Here is a 15,761-nt window from a genome sequence, read left to right on the forward strand (position 1 = left end):
GGGCGCGGCATATCCCTTCTCCCCGTCCTTACGGGGAGAAGGTGGCGGCAGCCGGATGAGGGGCGAGCTATACCCGGTCCAGCCCCGCGTCCTTCGCGAAAGCCTTCAGCGACTTCAGCCCCAGCGACTGGTATTCGAACGGATTGCGCACAGCTGAATCCTGTTCCGCCTCGATCACCAACCAACCATCATACCCATGTTCGGCGGCGATTTTCAGGACGGGCAGAAAGTCGACGCCGCCTTCCTTGTCGCCTGGAACGGTGAAGACGCCGCGGCGCACCCCCTCAAGGAAGGAGAGGCCCTGGCTCTCCACGTCCTTGCGGATGGCCGGACGGACATTCTTGCAGTGGATATGGCGAACGCGGTGCATGTATTTCCGCGCGACTTCCGCCGGATCGGAACCACCGAACCAGGCGTGACCGGTGTCGAGCAAGAGCTTCGTCGCCGGGCCTGTGTTCTGCATCAGCAGATCGATCTCCTCACCGGTCTGGACGATCGTACCCATGTGATGGTGATAGACGAGATCGATGCCCTGGTCGGCGCAATACTGAGCGATCGCCTCTAGGTCGGCGCCGAATTTCTTCCAATCACCGGCCGGCAGCACCGGCTTGTCGTTGGCGACGGATTTCGAATCGTCGCCATGAATGGCATTGGAGGTCTCGCAGACGATCGCCACCTTGCAGCTATTGTGCTTCAGGAGGTCGAGGTGCGGCTGGATTGCCTTCTTCTCGGCTTCGACATTATGCGTCAGCAGATTGGTGGAGTGCCAGCCGGAAACGAAGACGAGGTCGTAAGAGGCGAGCTTCTGCTTCAGCGCCTCCGGATCGGACGGCATTTTGTGACCCTTCTCGATGCCGTCGAAGCCGATCTTCTGGCAATCGGAAAGGCAATCCTCGAGCGTCAGATGCGCGCCGATCGAATGGTCGTCGTCATTGCTCCAGGCAATCGGGTTGGTTCCGTAGCGGATCATGTCTTTCACTTTCTCTGGCATCATCCGCTTGGGGCGGACGGTTGTTGTCTCTCCGGTGCAGAATGGGTGCAAGGGCCCCTCATCCGGCTGCCGCCACCTTCTCCCCGCTTGCAGGGAGAAGGGATTTGCCGCGCCCGCGCAAGTCCCCTCTCCCCGCCTGCGGGGAGAGGGCTAGGGTGAGGGGCACCAGACGTAAAGCGGCGCCCACAGGAACGCGAGTGCCGGTCGTTGCTTTCACCCGAAGCGCTGCGATTGGAGCGCCTTCTCGTAGCCTTCGCGGGCCGTTTTCACCTGCGCGCGTTCCGACACTTCCGGAACTGCGACATCCCACCAGTGTCCGCCGGCTTCTGTGGTGATCAGCGGGTCCGTATCGATGACGATGACGGTCGTGCGCTGTTCCTCCGCCGTTTCGGCGAGTGCGGCCTCAAGCTCCGGGATCGAGGCGACCTTGCGCGTGACGGCACCCATGGCGCCGGCATGGGCGGCAAAATCGATGCCTGGCAAGGTCACGTGATGCGTGTCCTTCAAGAGGTTGTTGAAGTTGGCGCCGCCCGTTTCCATCTGTAGCCGGTTGATGCAGCCGTAACCGGCATTGTCGAGGAGCACGATCGTCACCTTGGCGCCGAGCATCACCGAGGAGGCAATCTCGGAGTTCAGCATCATGTAACTGCCGTCGCCGACCATGACGATCACGTCGCTGTCGGGCTTGGCGAGCTTGACCCCGAGGCCGCCGGCCACTTCATAGCCCATGGTCGAGAAGCCGTATTCCATGTGGTAGCCGCCGGGCGCTTCCGCCTGCCACAGCTTGTGCAGTTCGCCGGGGAGACCTCCGGCAGCGCAGACGAGCGTCGTCTTCCTGCCGCCGCGGGCGCGCTGGACGGCTCCGATCACCTGGGCATCGGAGGGGAGCGCCGCATTGGTCGTGGCGGTGGCCTTATCGGCCGCGGCCAGCCACTCGGCCTTGCCGGCCTTCGCCTTCTCGGTCCAGGCGCTGTCGGCCTTGTAGCCGCCGAGCCCGCCGGAGATCCGGTTGAGACCGGCCCGCGCATCGGAAATCAGCGGCAGGCCATCGTGCTTGCCGGCATCGAAGGGCTGGACGTTGAGGCCGATGATCTTCAACGCATCGTTCTTGAAGAGCGCCCAGGAGCCGGTGGTGAAATCCTGGAGCCGCGAGCCGACGGCGAGGACAACGTCGGCCTCCTCCGCAAGCGCGTTGGAAGCGGAGGTGCCCGTCACGCCGACCGAGCCCATGTTGAGGGGGTGCGAATGCGGCAGCGCGGACTTGCCGGCCTGGGTCTCGACGACCGGAATGCCGTGCTTCTCGGCAAAATCCGCGAGCTCCGCGCTTGCTTCCGAATAAAGCACGCCGCCGCCGGCGATGATGATCGGCTTCTTCGCCGACTTGAGCAACGCGATCGCGGCGGCGAGCTCGTCGAGGTCGGGCTCGATCCGCCGGGGTACCCACACCTTCTCTTCGAAAAAGTTTTCCGGATAGTCATAGGCTTCCGCCTGCACGTCCTGGCAGAGCGAGAGCGTCACCGGGCCGCAATCGGCCGGATCGGTCAGAACCTGCATGGCGCGACGCAGCGCCGGGATGATCTGTTCCGGCCGGGTGATGCGGTCGAAGTAGCGCGAGACCGGGCGGAAGCAGTCGTTTGCCGAGATCGTGCCGTCACCGAAGCCTTCCACCTGCTGCAGCACCGGATCGGGCCGACGGTTGGCGAAGACGTCGCCGGGCAAGAGCAGGACCGGCAGGCGGTTGACATGGGCGAGCGCCGCCGAGGTGACCATGTTGAGTGCGCCGGGGCCGATCGAGGTCGTGCAGGCCATGAAGCGGCGGCGGACGCTTGCCTTGGCGAAGGCGATCGCGGCATTCGCCATGCCCTGCTCGTTCTGCCCGCGGTAGGTCGGCAGTGTTTCCCGCACGGCGTAAAGCGCCTCGCCGACGCCGGCGACGTTGCCGTGACCGAAAATGGCGAAGACGCCGCCGAAGATCGGCACGCGCTTGCCGTCGATGATTGTCATCTGTTTGGTCAGGAACCGCGCCACGGCCTGGGCCATGGTGAGGCGCACGGTCTTCTGGCTCATTTTCTGTTTCCTCCTCGCGGGCGAAGTGCTTGTTCGCCCATTCCGCTGCACTGTCGCACGCGCGATCCTATGCAGCCTTTGTTTCACCCAGTTGCAGCCAGAGATCCACCAGCGCTTTGAACCTTGCCGCCATGTCGGCGATTGCCTGCTCGTCGGTCATGGTGCCGGCGAGCCAGGCCTTGCTGGCGTCGGCGAAGATCGTCCGGCCGACGGCAAAACCCTTGACCGTCTTCGACGTCCGGGCGGCGGCAAAGCCCTCCTTCAACACCTCGTAGGGCGCCTCGAGGCCGAGCAGGACGACGCCGCGGCAGAGCGGGTCGCGCGTTTCGATCACGGCGTCGATCGCCGCCCAGGCACCGCGGCTTGCCTGTGGCTCCAGTTTCCACCAATCGGGCTTCAAACCGGCATCGTAAAGCTCGCCGAGTGCCCGCGGAACGGTCAGATCGTCGAGCTTGCCGTGTTTGCCGGCAATGACCTCGATCAGGATCTCGCGGCCGACCTTGCGCGCTGCTTCGAAGGCGGAGCGAAGCTTGGCGATCTGCGCGGCCTTGAGCTCGGCCGGATCATCGGGATGGAAGAAGGAGAGCACCTTGATGCAATGGTCGACCGGCCAGTCGATGAGGCGGCTGCCGAGGTCCTGGCTGAATTCGAACTGCAGCGGACGCGAGCCGGGAAGCTCGATCGGCTTGCCGATCCAGAAATCGCGATAGGCGCCGGCGGCATAAAGCGCGTCGCGACCATATTTGTCGTCGATCAGCATGCCGAAGCCCGGCCGGCCGGAGGCGACCTGGGCGGCGGCCTTGACCGCAAGCACCTTGAAAGCGGGGATGCGGGCCAGAAGTTCCGGCTTGCCGTCCGCAATATCTTCGAGCTGGCTGCGGTGATCGATCGCAAGCGCCATCAGGAGCGGAATATCGCGGCGGCGGGTTGTCGCCCAATGAACGTGGTTGATCGCCTCGTCCTTGCGGAGCGCTTTTTCCTTGCTGCCGTTTTCGAGAAAGAACGTAAGTTCGGTCCAGGTGGGGATTTCCGGCGCGCAAAGCAGGCGCGACACCGCGAAGGCGCCGCAGGCATTGGCCCAGGTGGCCGATGTCGCGTGCGGCTCGCCGGTCAGCCAGCCGCGCAGGAAGCCGGACATGAAGGCATCGCCCGCGCCGAGCACGTTGTAGACCTCGATCGGAAAACCCTTGCCGACGATGCCGTCCTCGAGATTGTCGGAGATCGGGCCGTCATAAACGATGCAGCCCATCGGTCCGCGCTTCAAAACGATCGTGGCTTTGGACAGCGAGCGGATGGTCTTCAGCGCCTTCAGCAGATCGCTCTCGCCGGATGCGATCAGAACCTCTTCCTCCGTGCCGACGATGAGATCGCAGTCGCCGAGAACGGTCTTCAGGTGGGCGGAGACGCGGTCGGAGGCGATATAGCGGCTTTCGCCCGCGTCGTGGCCGGCAAGGCCCCAGAGATTGGGGCGATAATCGATGTCGAAGACGACCTTCGCGCCCGCTTCCTTGGCGATGCGTATCGCCTTGCGCTGTGCAGCATCGGTATTCGGCTTGGAAAAATGCGTCCCCGAAACGAGGACTGCGCGCGCGGACCGGATGAAGTCTTCCGCGACATCGTCCTCGCAAAGCGCGTTGTCCGCGCAATTGTCGCGATAGAAGAGCAGCGGGAAGGACTTATCGTTTTCGACGGAAAGGATCGCGAGCGCCGTCAACCGCTCCGGATCGGTGACGATGCCGCGGGTTTCGACACCCTCGCGTTGAAGCTGTTCGCGGATGAAGCGGCCCATCTGCTCGTCGCCGACGCGTGTCAGCAGTGCCGATTTCAGCCCGAGGCGCGCGGTGCCGACGGAGATGTTGCAGGGGCAGCCGCCGACGGATTTGGCAAAGCTTGCCACGTCTTCAAGCCGTGTGCCGATCTGCTGGCCGTAGAGATCGACCGAGGCCCGGCCGATCGTGATGAGGTCGAGGGGCTTGGCTCCCATTGCCGACGTGCTTTGGGCCGACGGGCTTTGGGCCGATGGACTCTGGCTCACTGCTTCCTCCCCGCGGACGCCGCGCCGGCGCCGACAATTATGATGATGTCATGGGCGATGAGGTTATGAAACATAAATTCCGTCATTTCGTCAATATGGAATTTTCATTCTATTGAGCGTCCGCCAGGCGCTGCCGCTTCTCGGCGATCGCCACCGTCAGCGCCATCGCAAAGGCCATGCTTGCGGAAAGGGAACGAAAACCGGCGTGGTCGGCCTCGACCAGTTCGAACCAGACCTTCGATGACTCGGCGAGCGGCGAGAAGGCCGAATCGGTAAGCGAGACGACCGGCACCTTGCGGCTGGCGAGCAGGCGCGCCTGGCTGGCGCTTTCCGAGGCGTAGGGCGAAAAGCTGACCGCGAAGGCCGCATCCTGCTTCGTCGCCATCGCGAGCATGTCGTCGTCGATCCCGGCTGCCGTTCCGATATGCTGATACTTCACTTTCAGCTTGCCGAAGGCGTAAGCCATGTAACTGGAAATAGGGTAGGAGCGGCGCTTGGCGATGAGAAAGATCGTGTCGGCCTTGGCGAGGATGTCGACGGCACGCTCGAAGGCCTCCGGGTCGACGGATGTGGCGACGTTGTCCAGCGATCGATGGGCTGCGGCGACGAAGCCGTTGAAGATCGAGCCGCTCTCGAGCTTGCTGTGTTCGTTCTGGCTCAGCGCTTTCAGCCGCTCTTCGTAGCCGGGGGTGCGTTCCCTGAGCCGCGCTCGAAAAATCTGCTGCAGGCTCGAAAAGCCCTCGAAACCGAAATGCTGCGCGAAGCGCACGAGCGTCGACGGCTGGACATCGGCGGATGTCGCAATGCTCGCCGCCGTGCCGAAGGCGATCTCGTCCGGATTGTCGAGCGAATAGGCGGCGACCTGTTTCAGCCGCTTCGGCAGTTGCGCCTTGCGCTCGAGGATGACGGCCTTCAGCGCCTCGAAATCCTGAGGGACGTCCATGGTCGTCTCCGGCGTTGGCATCGTTCAGAATCTCCGGCCTCTGGTTTCACTGCCTCATTCTAATCGATTGATGACGGTCAGGGTAGAATGGATGTTCCATTTTCCGTCATGTCCGCCCCTCATCCGGCCTGCCGGCCACCTTCTCCCCGCAAGCGGGGAGAAGGACACCCGCGGAGCTCGCTTCAGTCCCCTTTCCCCGCTCGCGGGGAGAGGGTTAGGGTGAGGGGCAAAAAATGTACAGACCGGATAACCGGCCGAATGCACTCAGCCGATTTCGATCCATTTGTTCGTCCGGGCCGACTGGTAGGTTGCCGACAGCACCTTCTGGACCTCGTGGCCCTCGCGGAAATCGGTTGAGGGCTTGCCACCCTTGGCGATCGCGTCGAGAAATTCGTGGACCTCGATCGCCTTCAGATCGTTGAAGCCGATCTGGTGGCCCGGCGCCACGCAGAAGGCGCCGTAGGGCGGGTGCTCCGGTCCGGCCCAGATCGTGCGGAAGCCACGACTGCGAACGTCGTCGCCGGCATAATAGACCTTGATTTCGTTCAGCCGTTCCTGGGTGAAGACAATGCTGCCCTTCGATCCGTAGATTTCGAAGTCATGCTGCATCTTGCGGCCGGTGGCGATCCAGCTTGCCTCGAAGCTGCCGGTCGCGCCGTTCTCGAAGCGGACAAAAGCACGGGTGATGTCGTCGACGTCGACGGTACGCGTCTCGGCAGCGCCGCGCGAGACCGGGCGTTCGGGGATCTGGATGATCGTTTCCGCGAGTACCGACCTGATCGGACCGACGAGGTGGCGCATGGAGGCGATGATGTGGCTGCCGATATCGGCAAGCGCGCCGCCGCCGCTTCGCGGATCGAGCCGCCAGCCCCACGGAACATTGGCATCGGCCATGAAGTCCTCGGCGTGAATCCCGCGCATCGATCGGATTTCGCCGATCTCGCCGCTATCTATGATGTCCTTGGCGAGGAAGATCAGCGGATTCTTGAGATAGTTGAAGCCGACCTGGGTGACGATGCCGGCCTTCTCGGCCGCGGCGACCATTTCCGCGCAGTCGGCGACGGTCGGCGCCAGAGGCTTCTCGCAATAGACGTGCTTGCCGTGGGCGATCGCCGCAAGCGCCATCTCCTTGTGCAGAAGGTTCGGCGTGGTGATATCGATGATGTCGATGTCGGCATCGGTCAAGAGATCCCGCCAGTCCGCCGTTGCCTTGCGGAACCCAAGACGCTGGCGCGCGCCTTCGGCGCTTTCCTCGCTCACGTCAGCGACGGAAACCAGGTCCAGTTCGAAGGGAAGATCGAATACGCGCGCTGCAGTCGTAAAGCCAAGAGCGTGGGCCTTGCCCATGAAACCCGTGCCGATCAGGCCGACGCCCAGTTTGCGTTTGCCGCTCATGTCATTCCTCCCGGGCATGGCCCCTTGCGCTTCGGGGAAATGAAATGAAATGTGCGAATGTTGTCAATATGGAATATTTGTTCGAAATGTCCCTGGCGGCAATGTGCCGCGAGAAACAGCGCCGGAACGGCCAATCCGCTACAAGGGACGGGCCGAGGGTGAATTTGTTAACGCATTTTTACCATGTTTCATTGGAACATCGCCGGTAACGATGGTTAACGAATCGCCCCGAAAAGCCGGAGTGAAGAAAGCATGTGCCGTTGGGCAGCCTATCGCGGAGAGCCGCTTTATCTCGAGGAACTCGTAACCTCTCCGGCGCACTCGCTGATCGAACAGTCCCATTGCGCAACGCGCGCGAAAACCGCGACCAACGGTGACGGCTTCGGTATTGCCTGGTACGGCGATCGTCCGGAGCCTGGCCGCTACCGCGACATCCTTCCCGCCTGGTCCGATTGCAATCTCAGGAGCATCGCCCGGCAGATCCGCTCGCCGCTGTTCCTTGCCCACGTCCGCGCAGCGACCGGCGGCGGTACGCGCCGCGACAATTGCCATCCCTTCGTTTTCGGACGCTGGTCCTTCATGCACAACGGTCAGATCAGCGATTTCGAGCATCTGCGCCGGCCAATGGAGAGCATGCTCGACAACGATCTCTATGCGGCGCGCACCGGGACGACCGACTCGGAGTTGCTCTTTCTCCTGGCCCTGCAGTTCGGCCTCGATCGCAATCCGCTCGGCGCGATTGCCGAGGCGCTTGCCTTCGTCGAGCGGCTTGCCGATCGTCTTGGTTGCCAGCAGCTCGTCCGCTTCACGGCCGCCTTGTCCGATGGCCGCAATCTCTACGCGATACGTTATGCCACCGACTGGAAGGCGCCGACGCTCTATGCGGCGCCGATGGGGCCGAGCGGCGGCTACTGTCTGGTCTCCGAACCGCTCAACGACGACGACAATGCCTGGGTCGAGATCCCCGACGGTGCCGCGGTCATCGTCGGCGAGAACGGCGTCGACGTGCGGCTTTTCGGTACCGCCGAGGTCGAGATACGCGAATGCCCGTTGGCGGACGCGCCACGCGCCGAATTGAGCGCGTAAGCGCGGCAGTACATTTTGATCTCTCGAGTGGCTACTGCGACAACGCGTCGGCGATGCGCGCGGCGAGCTTTGCCGCCACGTCTTCCTTGTCCATGTCCGGCCAGTCTTCGACGCCGTTGCGGCCGATCAGCTTCACCCGGTTGCGATCGCCGCCCATGATACCGGTCGCGGGCGAGACGTCGTTCGCGAGAATGTAATCGGCGCCTTTCCTTTCCAGCTTGGCGCGGCCGTTTTCGGCGACGTTTTCCGTCTCGGCGGCGAAGCCGATCACCAGCTTTGGCCGCGAGGGATGGTGCCCGACCGTTTTCAGAATATCGGGGTTCTCCGCAAGCTGGAGCGGGGGAGGGGCTTCGCCCGGTTTCTTCTTGATCTTGTTGCCAGCGGCGGAGGCGACGCGCCAGTCCGCGACCGCCGCCACCATGACGGCCACGTCGGCCGGAAGCGCCGCAAGTACCGCATCGCGCATTTCCTCGGCGCGCTCGACATGGACGACGCGGATGCCCGCGGGATCGGAAATCGTCACCGGACCGGAAACAAGCGTGACCTCCGCGCCAAGTTTCGCGAGCGCCGCGGCGATCGCGTGACCCTGCTTGCCGGAGGAGCGGTTGGCGATATAGCGCACCGGGTCGATCGGCTCGTGCGTCGGTCCGGATGTGACGATGGCCTTTCGCCCCGCCAAGGGTTTTTGTCCGCCATTCAAGAGTTCCTCGACGGCGGCGACGATCTCGAGCGGCTCGACCATCCTGCCTTCGCCGGCTTCACCGCTTTCGGCCATTTCGCCCGCGGCCGGCCCGACGAAACGAACGCCGTCCCCGGTCAGCGTTTTGCGGTTTCGGCGTGTCGCCGGATGCGCCCACATTTTCGGGTTCATCGCCGGAGCGAGCAACACGGGCCGGTCGGTCGCAAGCAGGATGGTCGAGGCGAGGTCGTTGGCATGACCGTTCGCCATCTTGGCCATCAGGTCGGCGGTTGCCGGCGCCGCGACGACGAGATCGCACTCGCGCGCCAGCCGGATATGGCCGACATCTTGCTCGTCCTCGCGCGAGAAAAGGTCGCTGAAGACATGGGAAGCGGAAAGGGCGCCGACGGCAAGCGGCGTCACGAATTCCTGCGCAGCCGCCGTCATCACCGGCCGGACTTCGGCGCCGCGCTCGCGCAGGCGGCGGATGAGGTCGAGGCTCTTGTAGGCGGCGATTCCGCCCGAAATGATGAGAAGTATGCGCTTGCCGGAAAGTGTCATTCCGCTTCGGCTCTTGGCCGCTCCTGGTTCTTTGACGGCGACCCTAGAGCATCCCGCTTTCAAATGGAATCGAAAGCGGACAAGATGCTCTAGTTTCAAAGTCCTAGAGCGTCCTTTGCGCGTTCGTTTGAACCGCGGCGCTCTACCCGACGGGCCTGCCGCATGTAATTGGAGCCGGTGCGGCGGCTAACCTGCCTGTTGCCGTTTCTGCCACTCGGCGTAAAGCGGCATCTGCTCCTGTGCTTCAAGGGGCACATGGCGAAACCGCATGGCCTGTTCCGTGATCGGCCTGGCCAGTTCCGCGTAGATCGCCGAGGTCGACAGTCCGTAAGGCTCCGCTTGCGCATTTGAATGCGCATAGGCGATCTCGTTGATGCCGGCCATGCGCATCGCGGCAAGGCACATCGGGCATGGCTGACCGCTGGCGTAGACGACGCAGCCCTCGAGCCGCAGCGACTGAAGAGCCTTGGCCGCGTCACGCAGTGCGTTGAGCTCGGCATGGGAAGTCGGGTCGCCCGTCCGGGCCATCTCGTTGACGCCGGTCGCAATCACTGCGCCGTCCTTGACCACGACCGCGCCGAACGGGCGGCCGCCCTTTTCCATATTGCTGCGCGCAAGCGACACGGCCTCGCTCAGAAAGCGTTGTTCCTCATCCATATTCCTGCTCCTACCCCAGTGCTCGCTGCGCGGCCGCGAGAGCGCTCACAGCATCGACCGGCTGAGACCGCCGTCCACCGGCAGCGCGATGCCCGTGACATAGGCCGCCTGGCGGCTCGCAAGGAAAGCGGCGGCCGCACCGAATTCGGCGGGCGTGCCGTAGCGGCCGATCGGAATATCGGACTGGCTGCGCGCGGCGACGGTTTCGACGCTGACGCCCTCGCTTTCGGCATCCATACGGTCGAAGGAGAGTGTGCGATCGGTCGCCAGCCGGCCCGGCAGCAGCATGTTGACCGTGACGCCGTCGGGCGCGACTTCGCCCGCGAGCGTCTTCATCCAGCCGGCAAGCGCGCTGCGCAAGGCATTGGAGGCAGTGAGGCCCGGTATCGGCTCGCGAATGCTGGTCGAGGCAACCGCGATGATGCGGCCGAAGCGGCGCTCGCGCATGGCCGGCAGCAGGCGATGGGTGATGCGCATGCCTGCGAGCACCATCGCCTCGAATTGTGTCCGCCAGAAATCGGGATCGATATCGGCCGCACGCGTCGGCGGCGGTCCGCCGCCGTTCAGCACGAGAATGTCGACCGAGCCGAATTCGGCGGTCAAACTATCCAGAAAAGCGTCGATCGTCTCGGGTTTCGCAAGGTCCAGCGAAAATCCCGCGGCGGTGGGACCGATCTCGGTGGCGACCTTGCCGGCTGCCTGCGCGTTCCGGCCAGTCAGCGCAACTGCAACGCCTTCGGCGGCAAGCGCTTCAGCGATACCGCGCCCAAGTCCCTTGCTCCCGCCGAGTACGAGCGCCCGTTTTCCTTCGATCCCGAGATCCATGATCCAGTCCTCTTATCCATTGCTCGTGCTGTTGGAGCGCGCCTGAGCGCTGTCGTCAATAGGGCGAAGTTGCGTCGGGTTGGGGGCAATTCCACCATTAAATCGAGAACAAGAGCCCGGGCGCATGCACTGCAGCAGTCAGGCGCGAAGGCGCGCCATGGCCAGCACATCGGCAAGCACGCCGTCCCGCAGCGCGTAGGATTTCAGCACGCCCTCGGTTATGAACCCCGCCTGGCGGTAGAGTCCGATCGCCGCTTCGTTGTCGGTAAAGACTGTCAACTCGACGCGGGAAATGCCGAGCCAGCGGTCGGCCGCATCGATCAGCGCGTTCAGCAGCGCCCTGCCGATGCCGCGCCGCCGGTAGTCGTCGTGCACGCTCATGCCGAGATCCGCCGCATGCTGCCGCCGTCCCTTGTGACGATGCAGTCCGGCCAGCCCGACGATACGCCCTTCAAGTTCTGCGACGATAACCATGTCGGTTTCGGTGAGGTTTTCGAGCCACTTCCGCGTCTGTTCCGGCGGTGCGAATGGCAGCCGCAACGTGCCGGCGCGAACGCCTGGCAAGTCCCTGAAGGCGGCGAGCGCCTCCCAATCGGTGGCGGACGCGGCGCGGATATGGAGTTCGGGTGAAGCGGCGTCATCGTTTCCTCTCTCGTTGGGGAACCGAGGAAACAGAGCCGAACCCTGCTCGCCTCGGCAGGGTTTGCTGGAAGACGGTCCGCTTAGCGCAACGGGTCCCCCGCACACCCTGGGGTCTGCGTGGTCACCATCATCACGAGCGAAAAACGACTGTCCATGGGTGGATGCTATTCCAGGATGCGCAGAATCGGAAGAGGCTTTTGGCGGCGGTTATAGTAGCCCCTCATCCGCCTGCCGGCACACTCTCCCCGCCGGCGGGGCGAAGGACTATGCCGCGCCGCCCAAGTTTCCTCTCTCCGCGTGCGGGGAGAGGGTTAGTCCTCGGGTTAAACCCGAGGAGAGGGGCAATCAAGTCAACCCTCTATCGCAGGCTGCCACTCAGCTAAGCTGCCAGGCGATGTAGACGAGCGTCGCGGCGATGATCCAAAGCGCAACGCGGCCAGAGCGCGTATGGCGCGCCTCGGCCTTTCCGATCGCCTGCGCTGTCTCTGGATCGAAGCGCAGACCGTTTTCGCTCATCGCCATGATTTCCGCCGAGAAGCGCTCGGTCCGGGCGGCGATCTCGGGGACCGCCTCGGCAACCCTCAGCGCCGCATGCAGGCCGTCGCGCAGATCGGCGACGATGCGTTTCGGCCCGAGATTGTCGCGAATCCACTTGCCGACGACCGGCTCCGACGCTTTCCACATGTTGAAGCGCGGGTTGAGCGTGCGGGCAACACCTTCGACGACGACCATGGTCTTTTGCAGCATGACGAGCTCCGGCCGCGTCTGCATGTCGAAAAGCTCGGTAACCTCGAACAAGAGTGTCAGCAGTTTCGCCATCGAGATGGTCTCGGCCGGCTGACCATGGATCGGCTCGCCGATCGCCCGGATCGCCTGGGCAAAGCTCGCGGCATCATGATGCGAGGGCACGTAGCCAGCCTCGAAATGGACATCCGCGACACGCTGGTAGTCGCGGGTGATGAAGCCGAAAAGGATCTCGGCGAGGAAACGGCGTTCCTTCTTGCCGAGCCGCCCGACGATGCCCATGTCGACGGCGACGATGTGGCCGGCGTCATCGACGAACAGATTGCCCTGGTGCATGTCGGCGTGGAAAAACCCATCGCGCAGCGTATGGCGCAGGAAGGACTGGATCAGCGTTTCTGCGAGCCGGTTGAGATCGTGGCCGGCCCGCTTCAGACCGTCGATGTCCGACATCTTCACGCCGTCGATCCATTCCATCGTGACGACGTCGCGGCCGGTGCGCTCCCAGTCGACCTTGGGCACGCGGAAACCGGAATCTTCCTTGGTGTTTTCTCCGAGTTCGGAAAGTGCTGCCGCCTCGAGCCTCAGGTCCATTTCGACCTTGGTCGTCTGCTCCAGCGTCTTTGTCACCTCGACCGGCCTCAACCGCCGCGTATAGGGAAGAAACCGCTCCTGCATGCGCGAAACCAGGTACATGGCTTCGATGTCGGCGGCAAAGCGCTGGCGCACGCCCGGGCGGATAACCTTGACGGCCACCCTTTCGCGCCTGCCGTCGCGCAGGACGACGGCGGGGTGGACCTGGGCGATCGAGGCGGCCGCCATCGGCTCGGAAAATTCGGCAAAAAGCGCGTCGACCGGCCGCCCGAGCGAGCCTTCGATCGCGGCCCTGGCGTCGCTTTCCGGGAACGTGGCCATCCGGTCCTGCAAGAGCGAGAGATCGGCGGCGAGCTCGGCTCCCACGACATCAGGGCGCGTTGCCAGAAATTGGCCGATCTTGACATAGGAGGGGCCAAGCCGCTCGACGGCGCGGGCAAGCCGGCCGCTGCGCGCTTCAAGCCGGGCCCGGCGGCGGGCAAGCAAGCCGGCGAGCCTCTGCACGAAACGCGCAAGCGGAGGAAGGTGCTCGGACGGGACGGCAGAAAAAGCGTCCTCGCGCGCGAGGACCCAGCCGATCCGCACGAGGCGGAAATATGCTCCAGGCGTGCTCATTGTGGTCAGATTTTCCAGCCGGAATGAAGCGCCGCGATACCGCCGGTGTAATTGGTGAAGCTTACGCGTGAAAAGCCGGCGTCCTTGATCATCGCAGCGAAATCCCGCTGGTTCGGGAACTTCCGGATCGATTCGACCAGATACTGGTAGGGCGCATCGTCACCCGTGATCAGCTTGCCGAACTTCGGGATCGCATTGAACGACCAGGCATCATAGAAACGATCGAGCAGCGGCATCTCGACCTCGGAAAACTCGAGCACCAGCAGCCGTCCGCCGCGCTTCAACACGCGATAGGCCTCCTTGAGTGCCACGTCGATGCGCGGCACGTTGCGGATGCCGAAGGCGATCGTATAGGCATCGAAGGAATTCGAAGCGAAAGGCAGGTCCTCGGCATTGGCCTCGACGAAGTCGAGATTGGCCGAAAGCTTCTTCTTGCTTGCCCGTTCGGCGCCGACGGCGAGCATCGAGCCGTTGATATCAAGCACCGTCGCATGGGCCTTGCGATCAGAGGCTTCGACGATGCGAAACGCGATATCGCCGGTACCGCCGGCCACATCGAGCACCCGATAATCCTCCCGCCGCGGCGGATTGAGCGCGGCGATCATCGCATCCTTCCAGACACGGTGAAGCCCGGCCGACATCACGTCGTTCATGATGTCGTAGCGCTTGGCGACCTTGTGGAAGACATCGTTGACGAGCGGCTGCTTTTCGCCCGCGCCGACCTCGCGGAAACCGAAGGAGGTCTCCATGCCGCCATTGGCCGATACGCGCTCATCCGTCATTACGAAAACTCCACTTCAACCAATTTTGGCGGCACCATAGCGAAATCGCCCCGTCCGCGCTATCTCAGCGGTGAGGATGGGCCGGAGCCTACGGCGCCGTGCGTCTTTCGGACGCATAAGGGTCGCTGTAACGCTTTGGAATCGCCGCATCCCTATAGGACATCGATGCCGTGAAGGGAATGCCGCGCACGACCGCTGCGCGAGCGCAAGAAGGAAGACGAACAATGCCGGAATTGCCCGAGGTCGAGACAGTGAGGCGGGGGCTGGCGCCGACCATGGAGGGGGCGCTCCTCGTGCGGGCCGAGTTGCGCAGACCGGACCTGCGTTTTCCCTTTCCGGACAATTTTTCAGCTTCCGTCTCCGGGCGTCGCATCGTTTCCCTGTCGCGCCGGGCCAAATATCTGATGATCGATCTCGAAGGCGGCGATGTGATTATCGCGCATCTCGGCATGTCCGGTTCTTTCCGGATCGAGGCCGGCGACGATCCTGCCGCACCGGGCAAGTTCCATCATCCGCGCGGCAAGGACGAGAAGCACGATCACGTGATCTTTCACCTCGACGGCCGGTCCGGCCCCGCGCGCGTGATCTACAACGACCCGCGCCGCTTCGGCTTCATGGATCTCGCCCGGCGCGACGCGATCGCCGATCACATGTTCTTCCGCGACCTCGGCCAGGAGCCGACGGGTAATGCGCTTGATGCCGACTATCTCGCCCGGCGCTTTGCCGGCAAGGCACAGCCGCTCAAGGCAGCGCTTCTGGATCAAAGGATCGTTGCCGGCCTTGGCAATATCTACGTTTGCGAAGCGCTGTGGCGGTCGGACCTGTCGCCCTCCCGTCCGGCCGGCTCGCTGGTGGACAAGCGCGGGCACGCGAAGCAAGGCCTGGTAACGTTGACGGAGACGATCCGCGCGGTGATCGCGGACGCGATTGCCGCCGGCGGCTCGTCCTTGAAGGACCACATCCAGGCGGACGGCTCGCTCGGCTACTTCCAGCATTCCTTTTCGGTCTACGATCGTGAAGGCGAGGCTTGCCGCAAGCCGGGCTGCGGCGGTACCGTCGCCCGCATCGTTCATGCCGGGCGTTCGACCTTCTACTGCCCGCGCTGCCAGAAATAGGACGCTCGATCGGGCGCATCCGAATGGAGGAGA

At 63.7% G+C, this 15,761-nt stretch carries 13 protein-coding genes; 2 read left to right on the top strand and 11 right to left on the bottom strand.

All coding sequences use genetic code 11. From position 1 onward, the window contains the following. Nucleotides 1-67: 67 nt before the first annotated feature. From iolE to QN222_RS20925, 5 genes are all read right to left on the bottom strand, one after another. On the bottom strand, nucleotides 68-970 hold the full coding sequence (gene iolE / locus QN222_RS20905; protein ID WP_283962432.1) for a myo-inosose-2 dehydratase: 903 nt from the start codon (nucleotides 968-970) through the stop codon (nucleotides 68-70). Between the two features lie 234 nt (nucleotides 971-1,204). After that, nucleotides 1,205-3,058 carry a 3D-(3,5/4)-trihydroxycyclohexane-1,2-dione acylhydrolase (decyclizing) gene (gene iolD, locus QN222_RS20910; protein WP_283962431.1) on the bottom strand — a complete coding sequence of 618 codons (1,854 nt, stop codon included), beginning with the start codon at nucleotides 3,056-3,058 and terminating at the stop codon, nucleotides 1,205-1,207. 67 nt (nucleotides 3,059-3,125) lie between these two features. Then, entirely contained in the window at nucleotides 3,126-5,042 is a 1,917-nt protein-coding gene (gene iolC / locus QN222_RS20915; protein ID WP_283962450.1) for a 5-dehydro-2-deoxygluconokinase, read from the bottom strand. A gap of 160 nt (nucleotides 5,043-5,202) precedes the next feature. After that, complete coding sequence (locus QN222_RS20920; RefSeq protein ID WP_283962430.1) at nucleotides 5,203-6,057, bottom strand: MurR/RpiR family transcriptional regulator; 855 nt, start codon at nucleotides 6,055-6,057, stop codon at nucleotides 5,203-5,205. A 243-nt stretch (nucleotides 6,058-6,300) separates the two neighbouring features. Further along, nucleotides 6,301-7,431, bottom strand: coding sequence for a Gfo/Idh/MocA family oxidoreductase (locus tag QN222_RS20925; RefSeq protein ID WP_283962429.1), 1,131 nt, complete (start codon nucleotides 7,429-7,431; stop codon nucleotides 6,301-6,303). Nucleotides 7,432-7,683: 252 nt separating this feature from the next. On the opposite strand from QN222_RS20925, the gene QN222_RS20930 reads away from it, so the two are divergent. Then, nucleotides 7,684-8,517: a class II glutamine amidotransferase gene (locus QN222_RS20930; RefSeq protein WP_283962428.1), complete on the top strand. Its 834-nt coding sequence runs from the start codon at nucleotides 7,684-7,686 to the stop codon at nucleotides 8,515-8,517. Between the two features lie 31 nt (nucleotides 8,518-8,548). Here QN222_RS20930 and coaBC read toward each other — a convergent pair whose 3' ends face one another. The 6 genes from coaBC to ubiE all read right to left on the bottom strand — a co-directional run bounded on the left by coaBC (nucleotide 8,549) and on the right by ubiE (nucleotide 14,613). Further along, nucleotides 8,549-9,757: a bifunctional phosphopantothenoylcysteine decarboxylase/phosphopantothenate--cysteine ligase CoaBC gene (gene coaBC, locus QN222_RS20935; protein ID WP_283962427.1), complete on the bottom strand. Its 1,209-nt coding sequence runs from the start codon at nucleotides 9,755-9,757 to the stop codon at nucleotides 8,549-8,551. A 186-nt stretch (nucleotides 9,758-9,943) separates the two neighbouring features. Next, nucleotides 9,944-10,414, bottom strand: coding sequence for a nucleoside deaminase (locus QN222_RS20940; RefSeq protein WP_283962426.1), 471 nt, complete (start codon nucleotides 10,412-10,414; stop codon nucleotides 9,944-9,946). Nucleotides 10,415-10,459: 45 nt separating this feature from the next. Continuing rightward, on the bottom strand, nucleotides 10,460-11,239 hold the full coding sequence (locus tag QN222_RS20945) for an SDR family oxidoreductase (protein ID WP_283962425.1): 780 nt from the start codon (nucleotides 11,237-11,239) through the stop codon (nucleotides 10,460-10,462). A gap of 138 nt (nucleotides 11,240-11,377) precedes the next feature. Further along, entirely contained in the window at nucleotides 11,378-11,914 is a 537-nt protein-coding gene (locus QN222_RS20950) for a GNAT family N-acetyltransferase (protein WP_283962449.1), read from the bottom strand. Between the two features lie 342 nt (nucleotides 11,915-12,256). After that, entirely contained in the window at nucleotides 12,257-13,831 is a 1,575-nt protein-coding gene (ubiB, locus tag QN222_RS20955) for a 2-polyprenylphenol 6-hydroxylase (RefSeq protein ID WP_283962424.1), read from the bottom strand. A 5-nt stretch (nucleotides 13,832-13,836) separates the two neighbouring features. Next, the gene (gene ubiE, locus QN222_RS20960; protein WP_283962423.1) at nucleotides 13,837-14,613 is read right to left on the bottom strand and encodes a bifunctional demethylmenaquinone methyltransferase/2-methoxy-6-polyprenyl-1,4-benzoquinol methylase UbiE; all 777 of its coding nucleotides are present in this window, start codon (nucleotides 14,611-14,613) and stop codon (nucleotides 13,837-13,839) included. Nucleotides 14,614-14,837: 224 nt separating this feature from the next. On the opposite strand from ubiE, the gene mutM reads away from it, so the two are divergent. After that, nucleotides 14,838-15,728: a bifunctional DNA-formamidopyrimidine glycosylase/DNA-(apurinic or apyrimidinic site) lyase gene (gene mutM, locus QN222_RS20965; protein ID WP_283962422.1), complete on the top strand. Its 891-nt coding sequence runs from the start codon at nucleotides 14,838-14,840 to the stop codon at nucleotides 15,726-15,728. The last annotated feature ends 33 nt before the right edge of the window (nucleotides 15,729-15,761 follow it).

This window comes from Sinorhizobium sp. 6-70 (assembly GCF_030124375.1).
Lineage (GTDB): Bacteria > Pseudomonadota > Alphaproteobacteria > Rhizobiales > Rhizobiaceae > Sinorhizobium.